A 17630-nucleotide genomic window follows, 5' to 3' on the forward strand; every position below is an offset into this window, starting at 1 on the left:
ATGGATAAAAGAGCCCGATATGATATTTTAAAAATTTCTCTGTTAGTTGCTTTTTTAAGCGCTGTAATTTCGTTTTTCACTGCTGAATACATTCCCGTTTTGAAAGGGGTTGAATTAAAAACTATAGATTTACGATTTAATTACAGGGGTGTTGTTCCAAATTTTGCTGATTTATCTGATGTCGTTATTGTTTCAATTGATGAATCATCTCTTGATAGAGCTCCGGATAAATGGCCGTGGCCGAGGAATTATTATGCGAGATTATTAAGAAATCTTAAAAGAGCTGGTGCCAAAATTGTGGCTTTTGATATAAACTTTGACTCTCCCGATAGAGATCCTCAAAGTGATAGGGAATTCAGAAAAGCAATTGAAGAATTTGGAAATGTTGTTCTCGCGGGGCGCGAAACAAGAGGCGTGGTTATGAAAGGCAAAATTGTAGAAACAAAAAATTTATTAAGAAACATTTTCATCGGAACGCCAGGATCTCAGCCTGGAATAGTTGAGATTTTGCGCGATCACGATGGTGTCTGTAGAAGATATCTACCTGTTTTTTCGGTTGGGGATACGATTTTTCCGAGCTTTGGAACTGCGGTTTTGCTTTTATACTACGGATTAACAATTGATTCAATTTATGATTTACCGCCTAAAAATCCTTTTGAAAATGGAACTTTTAAATTCGGAAGTTTAGAGATCCCGAAATTTGATGATAAAACTTGGCTTATAAATTTTGCTGGACCTGCGGGAAGTTTCAAATATATAAGTTTTATTGATGTCCTTGACGATAAGGAATTCAAGACAAAAGATGAACTGGAGTATGGAGATATAAACACATTTGATAATCCTGATTATGGGCTTTTGTATGATAATGTTTTCAAAGATAAAATTGTAATCGTTGGAAGCGCAGTTCCAGAGTTTAAGGGTGAACTTAGTGATCTTTTACCGAGTCCGTTTGTAAAGGACGAAAGCAATCTAATGTATGGAGTTGAAATCCACGCAAATGCAATTTCAACCGTTCTTGAGCAAAAGTTTATTGCGAAAACTTCGGGGTTTGTTTCATTTTTGATAATTTTCATCTTTTCTCTTTTAAGTTTTGTTTTATCTATTGCGGTTAGACATTTGAAAGTTCGTTTTGAAATCATTGCAGAAATTTTTGGAATTTTAAGCTTATTTCTTCTTTTTGCGATATGGGCTTATGTCACTGTACTTGCTTTTAAAGTTAACCTAATTCTTCCAGCTATTTCCCCTGTTCTTGGGGCTTCTGTTGCGTATATTGGTTCGGTTGTTTATCAGTATTTAACTGAACGGAAACAGAAGAAAATTATAAAAACTATATTCAGCTATTATGTCCATCCATCGGTTGTGAATCAGCTTATTTCAAATCCTGAGGTTGTTCGTTTGGGTGGTGAAAAGAGAGAGATGACGGTTTTATTCACCGATCTATGGAATTTTACGACGATAAGCGAAGCATATCCACCTGAATTTATTTTCAACTTTTTGAATGAGTATTTTGAGGTAATGACAAAGGTAATTTTTAGATACGGTGGAACTCTTGATAAATATATTGGGGATGCAATTGTTGCTTTCTGGGGCGCACCGATCTATTACGAAGATCATGCGTTGAGGGCGTGTCTTTGTGCTTTAAAGATGCAATTTGAGCTTGAAAAATTGAGAGTTAAATGGGAAAAGGAAGGGAAACCTTTACTCTATATGAGAATTGGAATTAACACAGGAGAAATGATTGTTGGAAATATCGGTGGTTATGGTAGGTTTAATTACACAGTTATAGGGGATAGTGTAAACCTTGGGGCACGACTTGAGGCGATAAATAAAGAATTTGGGACGAACATAATTATAAGTGAATATACTTACGAGAAAGTTAAGGATTACTTTAATGTCAGGGAAATTGGCGAGATAACCTTAAAGGGAAAGACGAAGTCAGTGAAAATTTATGAACTTCTTGATGTTTTAATTTCAGAGAAGAAACTTATCAAGATTATGGACTGAAAACTTTGTTTTTCACTCTGTTGTAAATTATATAAATTCCGTCAAGGACTAGTGAAGGTTCGTAGAAATCAATTACATTTGTTTTCTCTATTATCGCTTTTGCAAGTCCACCAGTTGCGATAACTTTTGCGTGCTGACCTATGATGTTTTTAATTCTTTTTATCATCCCTTCCATTGCGTCAACAGCGCCGTACATTATTCCAGATTGCATGCTTGAAACTGTGTTTGTTCCTATGACGCTTTTGGGGAAGTGAAGTTCAATTTTAGGTAATTTTGCAGCTCTTCGGTGGAGTTCTGCTGCGCTTGTTTCAATTCCAGGTGCTATTACTCCACCGAGATATTCTCCATTTTCTGAAACAACATCGTAAGTTGTCGCTGTTCCGAAATCAACGATGATCACAGGACCACCATATTTTGTATATCCTGCCACCGCATTACATAACCTGTCTGCTCCAACTGCACTTGGATCATCATATAAAATTTTTATTCCAAGATCTAAATCAGATGAAACGATCACTGGATCTGTCTTGAAATGTTTTTGGCTCATCCAAACGAAGACATCAGTAAGATTTGGGACAACGGATGAGATCCCAACGCCGGTTATCTCTTCTATGTTCACATTTGCGTCGTTGCAGAAAAACTTAACTAAAAGCCAAGTTTCGTCCTCAGTCCTTGTTATCAAACTTGAAACTCTCCAATCGTGGAGCAATTCCCCGTCCTTGTAGATTCCAAAAACGGTATGCGTGTTTCCTATGTCAATTGCCAGAAGCATTTTCAAGTTGAGATTTTGTTTCAATTTCTTTTATGAAAGCAATTATATGCTCTTTAATTTCATCTCTAACTTTTCTAAAAACTTTCATTCTTTCTTCCCTTGTTCCCCTTGCCTCGGCGGGATCTTCAAAACTCCAGTGGATTTTTCTAACTTGCCCGGGAAAATTTGGACATACTTCCTTAGCTCTATCGCAAACAGTTATCACATAATCAAAGTTTTGATCAATAAATTCATTTACGCTTTTTGATCTATGGTTTGAGATATCTATTCCAATTTCTTTCATTGCTTCAATTGCAAGTGGATGGACAAATGATGGATTAGTTCCAGCGGAGAAAACCTCAAATTTGTTGTCGCCAAAATGTCTCAATAAACCTTCTGCCATTTGGCTTCTGCAGGAGTTTCCAGTGCAGAGAAATAGAACTTTTATCATTTTTCTCGCTCTTTTTAGTTAATTAAAAAATAAAAGGGAGACGCTTCGGTCTCCCTATTATTTTATACTGGCATAAGATATTTTTCAAGTCGTGCGAGGAGATTTTTCTTTGGCATTGCTCCAACTATTTGCTCAATTACGCGACCGTTTTGGAACAGTAAGAGCGTTGGAATGCTCATTATTCCATATTTCATTGCTGTTTTTGGATTATAGTCAACATTTAGTTTCCCGACCTTTAATCTGTCAGCATATTCATTTGCTATTTCCTCAACTATTGGAGCGATCATTCTGCAAGGGGCACACCATTCAGCCCAGAAATCAACGAGAACGAGTTTGTCAGATTTAAGGACTTCATCTTCAAAGTTTTGATCATTGAGTTCAATAATTTTTTTCGCCATTTCATCACCTTTTAGTTTATTTTGGAATTAGTTTAACACTTTTTTCCCCGAACAATTCTCTTAAACCATTTATTAAATCAGCAGATGGATTGATGAAAGCATGGGGTATTTCAAATCTTTGAGTTATTGTTCCTTCATCCATAACATCAATTTCTATCAAGCAATTTCCCTCATCGCAATTTTTAATAAGTTCCGTGAGTTTTTCAACCTTTTCAGGCGGTTCATTTTTATCTACGAAAGTGATGATTTTGTAAGTGAAGTTTTCCCTTACTTCTTCAAGTGGATAGACCTCTTTAACTGTGATCCTTAGAGAATTGCCTTGTTTTTTCGCTTCACCAACGATTAGAACGAGACCTTCAATATAAAGATATCTTGAGTAATTTTTATAAACTTCGCTGAAAGCAACGCACTCAGCTTTACCAGTGAAATCTTCAAGCTCAAAAATTAACATTTGATTCTTGTTTTTATCAAGTTTGGTTTCCATATCCGTTATGACTCCGCAGGCGCGAACGATCTGTCCATCTGTGACAGAGTCAACATTGCCAAGTTTTACTGTTGAAAATGTTTCAACTTCATCAAGATATCTCATCAATGGATGCCCTGAGACATAAAATCCTAAAACATTTTTTTCATAGGAAAGTTTTTCCATTTCACTCCATGGGTTCACATCTGGAAGTGGAGGATAATTCTCTACATTTGCTTCACTGCTGAAAAAGCCAAATAAATCGGATTGTCCATTTTTCATACCTACTTTGACTTTTTCCCCGTAATTCATCGCTATCTCAATAGATTTTAAAAGTTGCGCCCTATGGCCACAATTAAGCGAGTCAAAAGCTCCTGCTTGAATTAAGCTTTCAATTGCTCTTTTATTAACAACTCTTAGATCAACTCTTGCGCAGAAGTCAAACAAATTTTTAAATTTTCCACCTTCGTTTCTAACTCGGATTATCTCATTTACGGCGTTTTCACCGACATTTTTAATTGCACCAAGCCCAAATCTAATCGTTTTTTGATCTATAACTGTAAAATCAAGGTTGCTTTCGTTGACATCTGGAGGCAACACTTTAATTCCCATTCTTCTACAATCATCAATAAATTGAACTATTTTGTCAGTGTTGTTCAACTCGCTTGACATTGTCGCAGCCATGAATTCTGCAGGATAGTGAGCTTTTAGGTATGCTGTTTGATACGCAAGATAGGCATAGGCAACGGCGTGGCTTTTGTTGAAACCATAAGATGCGAATTTTTCAAGCATATCAAAAATTTCTTCGGCAGTTTTTCTATCTATTCCATTTTTAACTGCTCCTTCAATGAACTCGTCTCTTTGCTTTGCCATAAGTTCTTTGTCCTTTTTGCCCATCGCTCTTCTCATAAGGTCTGCCTTTGCAAGCGAAAATCCGGCAATTTGATTTGCAATTTGCATCACTTGCTCCTGATAAACAACGATTCCGAAAGTTTCTTTCAAAATTGGTTCAAGTTTTGGATGAAGGTATTCAACAGGTTTTCTTCCGTGTTTTCGCTCAATGTAATCGTCAATCATGTCCATTGGACCAGGTCTGTAAAGAGCATTCATCGCAGCTAGGTCTTGGATGTTTGTAGGTTTTAATCTTCTTAGATATTCCTGCATCCCGAAACTTTCAAATTGGAAAACCCCAACCGTTTTGCCTTCGCCGAGAAGTTGATATGTTTTCTTATCGTCAAGTGGTATCTCGTCTATATTAATCTCAATCCCATAGTTTTGCTTTATAAGTTTTAAGGTGTTAACTATAACCGTTAATGTCCTTAGGCCAAGCATGTCAACTTTCAAAAGTCCAGCTTTTTCAAGGTAATCTTTGTCGTATTGAGTCATTAATTCAGTTTGCGGGGTTTGATAAAGCGGGACATAGTCGCTTATATCTCCTGGTGCGATCACAATTCCAGCGGCATGGGTTGATGGATGACGGTTTAAACCTTCAAGAATAAGTGCATATTTGACAAGTTCTTTTAATTTCGGGTCAGTTGTATTTTTAAGCCATTCAAGCTCTGGTTGCTCAAGTGCTTCACTTAATGGTAAGGGTTTGCCTTGATGAACTGGGATATTTTTTGTAATTGAGTCAACTGTTTGAAGTGAAATTCCCAAAACTCTTGCTACGTCTCTTATTACAGCACGAGATGAAAGGGTTCCAAATGTGACTATCTGTGCGACGGATTTTTCCCCGTATTTTTTCTTAACATATTCAATTACAAGTTCCCTTTTGTCATCGGCAAAGTCAACATCAATATCTGGCATTGAAACTCGCTCTGGGTTTAAGAACCTTTCAAAAAGTAAGCCATATTTCAATGGATCAATGTTTGTAATTCCAAGTGCATAAGAAACTATTGAACCTGCAGCAGAACCGCGACCTGGACCAACAGCGACGCCCATTTTTCGCGCCTGACTTATGAAGTCGTGAACTATAAGAAAGTATGTTGAAAAGCCCATTCTCTTTATTACATCAAGTTCGTATCTAAACCTGTCTTCAATTTCTTTTGTTATCGTTTTATATCTTTTTTGTAGCCCTTCTAAGGCGAGTTTTTCAAGGTATTCGTCGGGGGTTTTAACTTCCGCATCTTCGGGGATCGGAAAATGGGGAAGATAATTTTTGCCAAGTTCAATTTCAAGATTACATTTATCTGCTATCTCAAGCGTTGTTTCAATCGCTTCCGGGAAATCTTTGAAGGCTTGATACATTTCTTCAGCGCTTTTAAAATAAACCTGGTCTGTTCCATATTTAAGTTGGTAAATATCTTTTACCGAGTTCTTATCTTGAATTGATATAAAGATGTTGTGAGGTAGCGCGTGTTCTTGCTTAATGTAGTGACAATCGTTCGTTGCAACAAGCTTTATTCCGAGCTCTTTTGAAAGGCGTGGCATTCCTTGTAAAACGGGTTGTTCTTTATCTATAAAATGATTTTGAATTTCAAGATAAAAATCATCGCCGAAAAGTTCTTTAAATTTCATTGCCATCTTCTTCGCGCCCTCATAGTCCCCATCAACGAGATGAGCTGAAACAACACCACCTATGCATGCTGATAGAGCTATGAGACCATCTTTATATTTCTCAAGAACTTCAAGATCAATTCTTGGTTTATAGTAAAATCCCTCTGTATGCCCGATTGTTATAAGTTTGATTAGGTTTTTCCATCCAATTTCATTTTTCGCAAGTAAAACGAGATGTTTGTAATGTGTTTTCTTATTTCTTACAGCGAGATCGGATTCTTCTTCTTTGCTTCCTTTCGTTTTATCAAATCTTGAACCTTCAGTAACGATGTAAACTTCGCTTCCAATGATTGGTTTAATTCCAGCTTCTTTTGCTTTGATGTAAAATTCAAGTGCTCCGAATAGAACTCCATGATCAGTTAATGCAACTGCTTGCATTTTATTTTGAACCGCTGTTTCAATTATTCCATCAATCGTGCTTATAGCGTCAAGAATACTATAGTGGGAATGATTGTGAAGATGCACGAAATCAGCCATCGTCGCTATTAATCCTTTTGTTTGACACCGCTGAAGCAAAGACACAAGAATATAAAGAAGCTGAATTTCAAATTCAAGAACGAGTGCGGAAGGATTTTTTCATATCTAAATTTATTTTACGAAAGCAAGGAAGCAATTTAAAATTTCGCTTTCATTAAACTGTGTGATCTTTAGGTTCTGCAATGTCAGATTAAGTTTTTGACAATCGCGTCAAAATTAAAATTTTATTTTGTCAGAGCATGGTATCAAATTTTATCGGATGTTTTTGTTGTTAGATCGTTGTTCCGAAAATATAATCCCAAAGTGGAGATGAAACACCAAACGCTTTATCAGGCGCTTTGTAGTGGTGTTGGAGATGATGTTTCCAAAGGTAGCGGATTTTATTTTTAGGTGGCTTGAAATGATGAATTGCGTAATGTGTCATATCGTAAATTATATAGCCTACAACAAAACCAGGGAAGAAGGCAAATGCGTAAATTCCAAACAAAAATTTAAAAAAGTACCAAAACATAATGGCAAGAATTAAACTTACAACAGGAGGCATGACAAGTCGCTTAGGATCGTTTGGATATTGATGGTGAACACCATGAATCATGAACTGAATTTTGAAACCGAGATTTGACTTGGGCTCAAAGTGAAAGACAAATCTATGTAAAAGATATTCGGCAAGTGTCCAAGAAAAGATCCCGCTCGTAAAAAGCCCTGCAACGGTGATGGAGTGAAAGTTTAATTTACTTAACGAGTAAAAAATAAAGTATGAAGCCACGGGAAGATATATGATAACCGGCGTTAGCGGATGAGTTTTGGTCAGTGCTTCCAAAAATTTGTTCCTGAACATTACTGCAGAACCTTTGCGAGGGTAAAGATAATCGGGAATTCTGGTGTATGCTCTGACATATTCAGCCATTTTTTCCCCTTGATTTGTTTTTTAAGAATTTAAACTGAACAATTAACAAAAGCAAGTTTAAGAGGTTCAACTATCAAAGTTGATTTTAACTACGAGTTTTTCTAATTTTCAAAAGGACAAAAACTAAAAGAACATCAAAATGAGGCTTTCAACAATCATAACCATATCTTTACTTATACTTGTTTCTGAAATTTTTTCGCAGAGCGTAACATTGAAAGTTCGTGAAAAGACGATCTTTAGAGGCGAGAGATTTTTAACTGTCAAGTTTTCGGTTGAGGGGGCGAAGGAAAATTTCACAGATATTGATGTCGCAAAGGGAGCATATTATTATTTTGTTTGTCTTCCAGAAGGGGATTGGGCGATTGACGAAGAGTTCGCGAAGGAATTTACATCAAAGGTTTTAATCCAGCAAGATGGAAATGTTTATTATCCGGAAATTTATGATATTGTGGCGGTCGGTGGGAAGACAGGTTTAATAATAGCTTTTGAGAAAAAGTTTAAAATTGAAAAGCCATTTAAAATCAATTATCCAATTTCCGAGAAGGTCGTTAGCACAGGAGAGATGAGCATCCCTGAAAATTTATGGGAAGGTTATTCAAGGTTATTTAAATCTTATCAAGACGGAGTTAAGTTTTATAACAGTGGTGAATATCAAAGATCGGCGGATGTTCTATTTGGGGTCGTTTCTGATGAGATGTCAAAGAAATTTTCTTTTTACAAAGATGCAAGAGAGAAATGTATAAAATCGCTTGACAATATTCTCATTGGACTTGTTGATAGGTTCAATTCCGTTGTTTCAGCAACTATGGAGCCAGAGGATAAACTTAGAATGTATGATAGTTTAAAAGTTCAATTCCAAAATTATGTTAACTCTGTTTTGACTCCAAAGTTAAATGTCCTCGCTGATACATCGGTTTTCGCGATGCTTTCTCGGGCTAATGGATATTTTGAAAAGCTTGAAAACGAGGTTCGCGCTGAAAAGTATCGTCTTGATGTTAAGAGCGTCTCTTGGCTTAATACCGAAAGCGGGTTGAATTTTAAATATCGCCTTGTCATTGATGCTCTTGCTTACGCATTTACATCTGAATCTTTTTGGAACAATCCTGATACTACAAAATTTGAGTTCGTTTTGCCAGATACAGTTGTAGCTAATTTGAGGGTTTTCGGGGTTGAAAGAGATTATAGCATATTTCAGCGCGTTTGCATCTCAAATTTGAAAAACAAGGGGACTCTCTTTGATGAGAAATTTCTCGCTAATCTTCTAAACAATTCACCTTATCTTCCGCAACCATATTATGAAATTTATCTCGCAATTGATAATTATATCAAGAAGGACTATTCCGCAAGCAGGGATTACATAATTAGAGCGTTAAAAAAGTTAACGGAATTTGAACTTATACGAAGGCTTGAAATTTTGAAGGGGATGATTTTTGTAAAACAACAAAATTTATCGGTTGAGGCGGTTGAGCTTTACCGTGAGGGATTGAGAAGATTATCCGTTGGAGATAAAGTTGGAGGGCTTGATGCAATAAGAAGAGCGGTCTTGCTTGAGCCGAGATTTCCGTTAGCAAATTATACAATTGGGGAGATTTATTTCAAAGATAACGATTTTTATCCAGCGATAATTTACTTTACAAAAGCAATTTCGCTTGATTCAAGTTTCGTGTTTGCTTATGAGCGACTTTTTGATATTTATAAAATTCAGGGCAATTGGATTGAGGCAAGATCTATGCTTGAGTCGGCTCTTTCAAGTGGGAATGATTTCTGGATTATAAGAATTCTTTTAGGGCAAGTTTATAATGAACTCAAACTTTACGATAAAGCGATTGAATCGTTTACAAAGGCGATAAGTTATAATCCGTTAAATTATGAGCAATATGTTTATCTCGGTGTGGTTTATTCAAACGCCAGGAGATTTGAAGATGCTGAGAGGATTTTGAGAAAGGCAGCCGAAATAAATCCAGATAGAAAAGAGGCTTATGAAGAGTTGAAGAAGGTTGAGGAACTAAAAAAACTTGAAAAACAAACTGAAAAAAACAAAGAAAAGAGAAGATAAACAACGATGCACATACTTGTCTCAAATGATGATGGTATAAATGCAGAGGGAATTTACGCTCTTGTTTTGGAATTAAGGAAAATTGCAGATGTAACTGTCGTCGCCCCCGAAAAGCAAATGAGCGCTGTCGGGCATGCGATAACAGTTCAATATCCTTTGAGAGTTAATCCGTTTTATAAAAATGGTGAATTCTTTGGCTACGCTGTTGATGGAACGCCTGCGGATGCAGTTAAAATCGCTGTCAAGGCGTTGCTGAAAGATAAAAAAATTGATCTCTTAATTTCAGGGATAAATCATGGAACTAACACATCAATTAACATAATTTATTCAGGCACTGTTTCAGCTGCTACCGAGGGAATGATACTTGGAATTCCATCTATTGCAATTTCACTTGCGACCTATGCTCCGAATCCTGATTTTTCATTTGCAGCGAAATTCGCTGTTAAACTTGCTAAGTTTGTTTATAAAAATGGCTTGCCTCGTGGGACGCTTTTAAATGTCAATGTCCCGCCAGTTCCTGAAAGCGAAATAAAAGGAGTAATTGTCACTCGTCAAGGTAATGCTTTCTGGGATGATTGGTTTGAACTTCGCAAAGATCCAAACGGTAGAGATTATTATTGGCTCACGGGGAGATTCATAAACAATGAGCAGGACGATTTAAGCGCTGATCATACCGCGGTGCAGAATAATTATATCTCAATCACACCGATTCAATTTGATCTGACAAACTACAAGATGATTGATGAGTTAAAAAAATTAGGGCTTGAAAATCTTTTGAAAATTCTTGACAAAGATTAAAAAAAGTTTTACCTTTCTTTCAAAAAAAGCGAAATAAAAATAGAAGATGAAAAAACGACTTTTCACTCCCGGTCCCACACCCGTACCTGAAAGTGTTGCATTGGCGATGGCACAGCCAATAATTCATCACCGTAATCCTGAGTTTATTGAAATTTTCTCACGCGTGAATGAGAACTTAAAATATCTTTTTCAGACAAAACAAGATGTTTATACCTTGACAAGCAGTGGCACAGGTGCAATGGAAGCAGCTGTTGCAAATTTATTGTCTTTTGGGGATAAGGCAATTTTTGTAAATGGTGGGAAATTTGGTGAAAGATGGGGCGAAATATGCCGTGCGTATGGCGTTGATGCAATTGAAGTTAAAATTGAGTGGGGAAGAGCTGTAACTCCAGATGAAATTAAAAATGAATTGAAAAAACATCCAGATGTGAAAGCTGTCTTTGTAACTCATAGTGAAACTTCAACTGGGGTTTTTACAGATGTAAAAGAGCTTGCGAAAATAATTCATAATAACTCTGATGCTGTTATCGTGGTTGATGGGATCACATCGGTTGGAGCTCATGAACTTTATATGGATGAATGGGAGCTTGATGTTGTGATAACGGGTTCACAAAAAGGGTTGATGATACCGCCAGGTCTTTCGTTTATAGCGTTGAGCGACAGAGCTTGGAATCTGGTTGAAAGATCAAATCTTCCGAAGTATTATTTCAGTTTAAAAAAGGCAAGAAAAGCTCTTCAGAACGGCGATACACCTTGGACGCCAGCAATTGCTCTTGTAGTTGCGCTTGATGTTGCTTTAAAAATGATAAAGGAGGAAGGGCTTGAGAACATATGGAGAAGGCATGAAAAGTTGTCAAAAGCTGTAAGGGAAGGGTGCAAAGCAATCGGCTTGAAACTTTTCGGTGAGCCACCATCGCATGCCGTGACAGCGGTATATTTTCCAGATGGAATTGACAAAAAAGAGTTTCAAAAAATTCTAAAATACAAATATGGTATAACTGTTGCAGGGGGACAGGAACACTTGAAGGATAAAATTTTCAGAATTTCGCATCTTGGTTATTATGATGAAATTGATATCGTCGGGGTTATTTCTGCGCTTGAGATGTCGCTGATTGAAGCAGGATTTGAGGAATTTAATCCTGGTGATGGTGTAAGAGCTGTTCAATCTGTTTTTGCTGATTTTGAAAAAAGCAAGTTGGCACAAGATAATAATAACGAATTCTTAAGTTGTTGCCATTGAAAACAAATTTTCATTTATTTAGAGAATGAAAGTTTTAATCACTGATCCAATTGAGGAGAGTTGTGTTAACATCTTGAGAAACGAGGGTTTTGAAGTTGATTTGAAGCCGGGAATTTCAAAGGATGAACTTAAAAGTATAATCAATGACTATGTTGCTTTAATAGTTAGGAGCGGAACGAAGGTGACGGCAGACATAATAAACGAAGCAAGAAAACTGAAAATAATAGGACGAGCGGGTGCTGGTGTTGACAACATTGATGTTGACGCAGCAACGAGGCGCGGTATAATTGTAATGAACACTCCCGGCGGAAATACGATATCAACCGCGGAACATACGATGAGTTTAATCCTTGCACTTGCAAGGAACATACCTCAGGCTTGTAATGATTTAAAGGCGGGAAATTGGAACAGGAAGAAGTTCATGGGTGTGGAGCTTTATGGAAAGACGATAGGGATAATCGGGCTTGGCAGGATAGGACGTGAAGTTGCGATAAGATGTAAAGCTTTTGGCATGAATGTTATTGGTTATGATCCCGTCCTTTCATCTGAAATTGCGATGAAGCTTGGGATTGAACTTGTTTCCGATCTTAATGAAATTTACAGAAGAAGTGATTTTATAACTGTTCATGTCCCTTTGAATGATGAAACTCGTGGAATGATTGGAAAGAATGAACTTGCCAAGTGTAAGCGTGGCGTGAGGATCATAAATTGTGCTCGTGGCGGTATAATTGACGAAATGGCTTTGCTTGAAGCGATTGAATCTGGTCATGTCGCAGGAGCTGCGCTTGATGTTTTTTCTGAAGAACCTCCACCGAAAGATCATCCGTTGATTAAACATCCGAAGGTCATAGTGACTCCGCATCTCGGCGCAGCTACAGAGGAGGCGCAAGAGAAAGTCGCAATTCAGATAGCACATCAAATTGCTGATGCTTTGAAGGAACGCGCAATCGTCGGCGCTGTCAATGCTGAAATTTTACAACTTGCTATGAACGAAGAAATAAAGCCGTATCTATTACTGGCTGAGAAGATTGGTTCGTTTCAAGCTCAAATTTTGAAAGGAAAGCTGCTCGGTGTTTCAGGAATTTTTGTCGGCGAGATGTTGAAAAATTCTTCACAAATTTTAATATCTGCTTTCTTGAAGGGACTGTTAAATTATCTTATGAGCGAACCTGTTAATTACATAAATGCTCCTGTGATCGCAAACGAGATGGGTCTTAGCGTAAGTGAGAGAACAAGTGAGGACAAGGGAAATTACACACATCTTTTAAAATTTGAGGTTAGAACCGACAAAGAGAAAAGAACGGTTGCTGGTACTGTCTTTGGGAACAAGGATATAAGAATTGTCGGCGTTGACGATTTTCATTTTGAGTTCAAACCTGAAGGGATATTGCTCGTTTATTCAAACATTGACAGACCGGGGATGCTTGCTTCTGTAAGTTCAATTCTCGCGCGTTCAAATATTAACATAGCTGGCCTTTCTCTCGGTAGATATGGGGTTGGGAAGAACGCTTTAACAGTTATGAGCGTTGATAATGAAATTTCCCAAGATGTGTTGCGGGAGATTTCATCAGTAGATGGGATTTTTGATGTTAGGGTAGTTAAGCTATAATTTGGCACAATTTTTGAAAACTGTTAAGTTTAATATGCTTACGAAAATCTTGACAAAGTTGATTTTGGGTATTATATTTATTAGTGATGTTGAATTTAAACGAAAACAAAATTTGGAGGTTTGAGAGTTTGAATTGCTACTTCTTATCGTTGTTTGTCCTCGCCAAAAAAGAAAGCAAACCAAAAAACTAAACGGAGGTTAATGATATGCACTACAAATTTTTGGCTTTCCTTTTGATTTTTTCCTTCGTGATCGTTGTTTTCAATTCGTGCGTAGATACGAGTGTTCAGAATATAACTACCATTGATTATAAGAGCCAAGTTCAATTTGTAAATTTAGCAATAGGTGTTGGAGGAATATCTATCAAAGTTGATGGAGAATCATTTGGTACGGTAGCTTTTAGTGAGCAGATGCCAAGTTATAGAGAAGTTCCTTCAGGTGCAAAAAAAGTAGTGGTTGATTATGAAAACCCGAGAATTCCAAACGATACCTTTTCAATCGTATTTGATACTGAAAGAAAAATGAGAGTGTTTATTATTGGTGACACAACGACAAGAACATTTGTAAAAGCTGATGAGAGGTATATATGGCAAACAAAGGATAGTAAAGAAGGCTCTCATCTTTTCCCAGCCGATACTTTCCAAGTTAGGGTTTTCCATGGGGTAAGAGGCGGTAGAAGTGTGGACAGTGTAAGGGTCAGAGTTGGTACAAGAGATACGACGATCGCATTTCCTCTCGCCTATAGTAGGGTAAGTTCATATATTAAATTTAGAGTTGTAGGTGTGCCTTATACATTTATTGCGCGTTCAGGAAGAGATAGTTTAACATCAGTTGTTATAAATCCTGAAGCTAAAAGGAGATATACTGTGATTCTGTATGATTCGCCAATGAAAAGCAAAGCATTAATTGACGATTAAAAAATTAAAAATTTAAGGAGGTATAAAAATTATGTTGCGTAAAATTTTTCTCATTTTTATACTAGCAATCCTCTGTTACTCAATTGGTTTTGCTCAATATGGTAAAATTGCTGGTAGAGTTGTTGACAGGGAGACAAAGGAACCGTTGATTGGTGCAAATGTTATAATTGTTGGAACAACTCTTGGTGCTGCAACTGATATGGAAGGGCGTTATGTGATTTTAAATGTCCCACCTGGTGTTTACGATGTTCGTGCTTCGTATGTCGGTTATCAAGATGAAACGAAACGGGGTATCAGAGTTATAGCTGGATTAACAGCGGAGGTTAATTTTGAGTTACCATCAACAGCTATAGTTGCTGAACCAGTTGTAGTTATTGCTGAAAGACCGTTGATTGAAAAAAGCGCAACGAACGCAATAAGAGTAATTAAATCTGAAGATTTTGAAAAGTTGCCTGTTAGAGGTCTTGGAGCTTACATAGCACTCCAGCCTGGTGTTGTGTTTCAGGATGGTAGATTCCATATTAGAGGTGGTAGAGCAGATGAAACTGGATTTATACTTGAAGGTGCAAATGTCAGGAATGTTGTGAGCAGAGATGGTGGGCAGTTAGTTTCGGTGATTCCTGATGCACTTGAGGAAGTTTTGATTCAAGCTGGTGGTTATAATGCAGAGTTTGGAGGGGCAAATGCAGGTTTGGTTCAGCAAAACTTTAAAACTGGAACTGAGAAGTTTAAGGGATCAGTCAGAATAGAGACCGACAATTTTGGCAATTATCCGGGTAAGAAGTTCCTTGGAACCTATTCATATGGGTATTCAGATTATGTACTAAGTGTTAGTGGTCCTGTGTTTACAAATAGAATTCGCGCTTTCTTGGTTGGTGAAAACTTCTTTATAAGGGACTACAGACCGGCATTTTGGTATGGTTCGCCAGAGAGATGGTCTGATGGAGCTCCAGTTGATACTGTTTATGATACAGGACGTCGGTTGGGTGATCCTAGGGAATTTCAGATATTAAAGTGGACCCCAGGTAATATAATAGGGCGATTCCAAAATCGTTATACCTTCAATGGGACATTATTGTTTGATTTGAAACCACTCTATATTAGAACTGCTGGGTCATTTACATGGCAGAGAACAAGATTAAGAGGACAACATCTCATTGGTTTGTTTAATTTAGAGAGATTGCCTTTATTTGATGAGAATAACTTATTCTTGAATGTAAAGGCAACATATTTCTTTACAGCAAAGAGCTTCATAGAAGTTAATTTAAATTACCTTGAGAGAAGATTCAAGCAATATGATAGGCACTTTAAAGACAACCTTTTTGCATATATGGATAGTGCAAGGGCAGCAGAGTATGGTTGGAGATTTAGAAGATATACAATTGCACCAGCACAATATGATTTCTATGGTTTCCCATTTGACAGGCCTGGGACGCCAGCTACTGGATATGCCAAGGGGAAACAAGGTTATTATGGTGGATCTGTTGCTTTGACATCACAGGTTGGAAGGCATGAATTTAAATTGGGTGGATCATTTGAAAGATGGACAGTAAGGAACTATAGTATATCGCTTGGTAGAATTGCAGCGGTTTATTCGTTTATTAGGTCTAGCCCAGAATATGCAAGAAATGTTGATTCGCTTATTAAAGTCATACGAAGAAACTTCGTGAATAACTTTGGTTATGATGAATTGGGAAGAGAAATTAACTCGGGTGTTAACCGACCTAAACATCCATTCTTTGCCTCTGCTTATATCCAAGATAAGATAGAGTTTGATGATATAATCATAAATGCTGGAATAAGATTTGATCACATTGATATGGATTCATGGAAGTATGTTGATCCAACCCGTCCAGTAAGAGATGAAAATAACTATGTAATCCCTGATACAAGTATCACGAAAGGTAGGAAATTTACCTATGCTTTACCACGACTTGGCTTCTCATTCCCAGTAACAGATAGAACTGTGTTTCATCTCCAGTATGGTAAATTTGTTCAGGCACCAGGGCTTGATGTAGCTTATAGGGGCATGGGTATAGCAGTTCAACAACTTATAGGTGGATTTTATTTCTCAGATCCGATAGCATTTGATTTGGAACCAACTAGAACAACTCAATATGAAATTGGTTTCACACAGCAATTCACGGATTATGCAGCGTTTGATATAACTGCTTTCTACAAAGATATCCGTGGTCAGGTACAATATGGATTCGTTAGAACCGCTGCTGGTTGGGATCCATCTTCGTATCCTGTTTATGTAAATCAGGACTTTGCTACGACAAAAGGAATAGAGTTTAGATTGACGCTTAGAAGAGTTGCTCGTGTTCAAGCTCAAGTGAACTACACATTATCAGATTCAAGAGGAACCAATGCTTTCCCGAATAGCGCTGGTGGCGCTTTGAATGTCACAGGTGTTGCACCTACGATTATAATTCCGCTTACATATGATCAGAGACACAGAGGTTCAGTTATTTTAGATTACAGATTTGGTAAAGGTGATGGTGGTCCTATACTTGAAAGGTTAGGTATCAATGTTCTATTTACATTTAACAGTGGACACAGATTCACCAGAGCTAAAGTTCCAGGATTGGGTCAGCAAGATGCTTGGACTGGTGGAATTTTGAATGACAGTGATTCAAGGCAGAGAGTTCCAGTTGAGCCTATTAATACTTCAACAACTCCATGGAATTTCAATGTGGATTTGAGAATTGATAAGACTGTAACAATTTTCAATGTTGATTTCAACTTCTATGCTTATGTTCAGAACCTGTTTAATACAAGAAATGTGATAAATGTCTATTATGCAACCGGAAATGCTTATGATGATGGATTTTTAACAACTGAGGATGGACAAAGAGTTGTTAATACGATAGGTCAAAGGTTTGCTGATCTGTATCGTGTGATTAACTTGCAGAATAGACAGCATAACATAATACTTAACGGTTTTGATTTATTTGGTTCACCACGCCAGATTCGTGTTGGTGTTCTTGTTGAGTTCTAAAA

The 17630-nt window shown here is 37.2% G+C and carries 12 protein-coding genes; 7 read left to right on the top strand and 5 right to left on the bottom strand.

The features are described 5' to 3' along the window. Complete coding sequence (locus tag NZ923_01840) at positions 1-2004, top strand: adenylate/guanylate cyclase domain-containing protein (GenBank protein ID MCS7228760.1); 2004 nt, start codon at positions 1-3, stop codon at positions 2002-2004. Here the strand turns inward: NZ923_01840 and NZ923_01845 are convergent. From NZ923_01845 to NZ923_01865, 5 genes are all read right to left on the bottom strand, one after another. Then, complete coding sequence (locus tag NZ923_01845; protein MCS7228761.1) at positions 1994-2776, bottom strand: type III pantothenate kinase; 783 nt, start codon at positions 2774-2776, stop codon at positions 1994-1996. The genes NZ923_01840 and NZ923_01845 overlap by 11 nt on opposite strands. After that, the gene (locus tag NZ923_01850; protein MCS7228762.1) at positions 2760-3206 is read right to left on the bottom strand and encodes an arsenate reductase ArsC; all 447 of its coding nucleotides are present in this window, start codon (positions 3204-3206) and stop codon (positions 2760-2762) included. Before NZ923_01850 ends, NZ923_01845 begins: the two co-directional genes overlap by 17 nt. Positions 3207-3268: 62 nt before the next feature. Then, positions 3269-3604: a thioredoxin TrxA gene (trxA, locus tag NZ923_01855; protein MCS7228763.1), complete on the bottom strand. Its 336-nt coding sequence runs from the start codon at positions 3602-3604 to the stop codon at positions 3269-3271. Between the two features lie 16 nt (positions 3605-3620). Continuing rightward, positions 3621-7139 (bottom strand): DNA polymerase III subunit alpha, encoded by a 3519-nt coding sequence (dnaE, locus tag NZ923_01860; protein ID MCS7228764.1) that lies wholly within the window; start codon positions 7137-7139, stop codon positions 3621-3623. Between the two features lie 232 nt (positions 7140-7371). After that, positions 7372-8007, bottom strand: coding sequence for a sterol desaturase family protein (locus NZ923_01865; protein ID MCS7228765.1), 636 nt, complete (start codon positions 8005-8007; stop codon positions 7372-7374). 139 nt (positions 8008-8146) lie between these two features. Here NZ923_01865 and NZ923_01870 point away from each other — a divergent pair, with 139 nt between their 5' ends. The 6 genes from NZ923_01870 to NZ923_01895 all read left to right on the top strand — a co-directional run bounded on the left by NZ923_01870 (position 8147) and on the right by NZ923_01895 (position 17628). Next, positions 8147-10063 carry a tetratricopeptide repeat protein gene (locus NZ923_01870; GenBank protein MCS7228766.1) on the top strand — a complete coding sequence of 639 codons (1917 nt, stop codon included), beginning with the start codon at positions 8147-8149 and terminating at the stop codon, positions 10061-10063. 6 nt (positions 10064-10069) lie between these two features. Continuing rightward, positions 10070-10861, top strand: a complete 792-nt coding sequence (surE, locus tag NZ923_01875) for a 5'/3'-nucleotidase SurE (protein ID MCS7228767.1) — start codon at positions 10070-10072, stop codon at positions 10859-10861. A 46-nt stretch (positions 10862-10907) separates the two neighbouring features. Next, positions 10908-12101 carry an alanine--glyoxylate aminotransferase family protein gene (locus NZ923_01880; protein ID MCS7228768.1) on the top strand — a complete coding sequence of 398 codons (1194 nt, stop codon included), beginning with the start codon at positions 10908-10910 and terminating at the stop codon, positions 12099-12101. 25 nt (positions 12102-12126) lie between these two features. After that, positions 12127-13710: a phosphoglycerate dehydrogenase gene (gene serA, locus NZ923_01885; protein ID MCS7228769.1), complete on the top strand. Its 1584-nt coding sequence runs from the start codon at positions 12127-12129 to the stop codon at positions 13708-13710. 410 nt (positions 13711-14120) lie between these two features. Then, positions 14121-14627: a hypothetical protein gene (locus NZ923_01890; protein ID MCS7228770.1), complete on the top strand. Its 507-nt coding sequence runs from the start codon at positions 14121-14123 to the stop codon at positions 14625-14627. Positions 14628-14658: 31 nt separating this feature from the next. Further along, positions 14659-17628 carry a TonB-dependent receptor gene (locus tag NZ923_01895; protein ID MCS7228771.1) on the top strand — a complete coding sequence of 990 codons (2970 nt, stop codon included), beginning with the start codon at positions 14659-14661 and terminating at the stop codon, positions 17626-17628. The last annotated feature ends 2 nt before the right edge of the window (positions 17629-17630 follow it).

Origin of the sequence: Candidatus Kryptonium sp. (assembly GCA_025060635.1) — a bacterium.
Lineage (GTDB): Bacteria > Bacteroidota > Ignavibacteria > Kryptoniales > Kryptoniaceae > Kryptonium.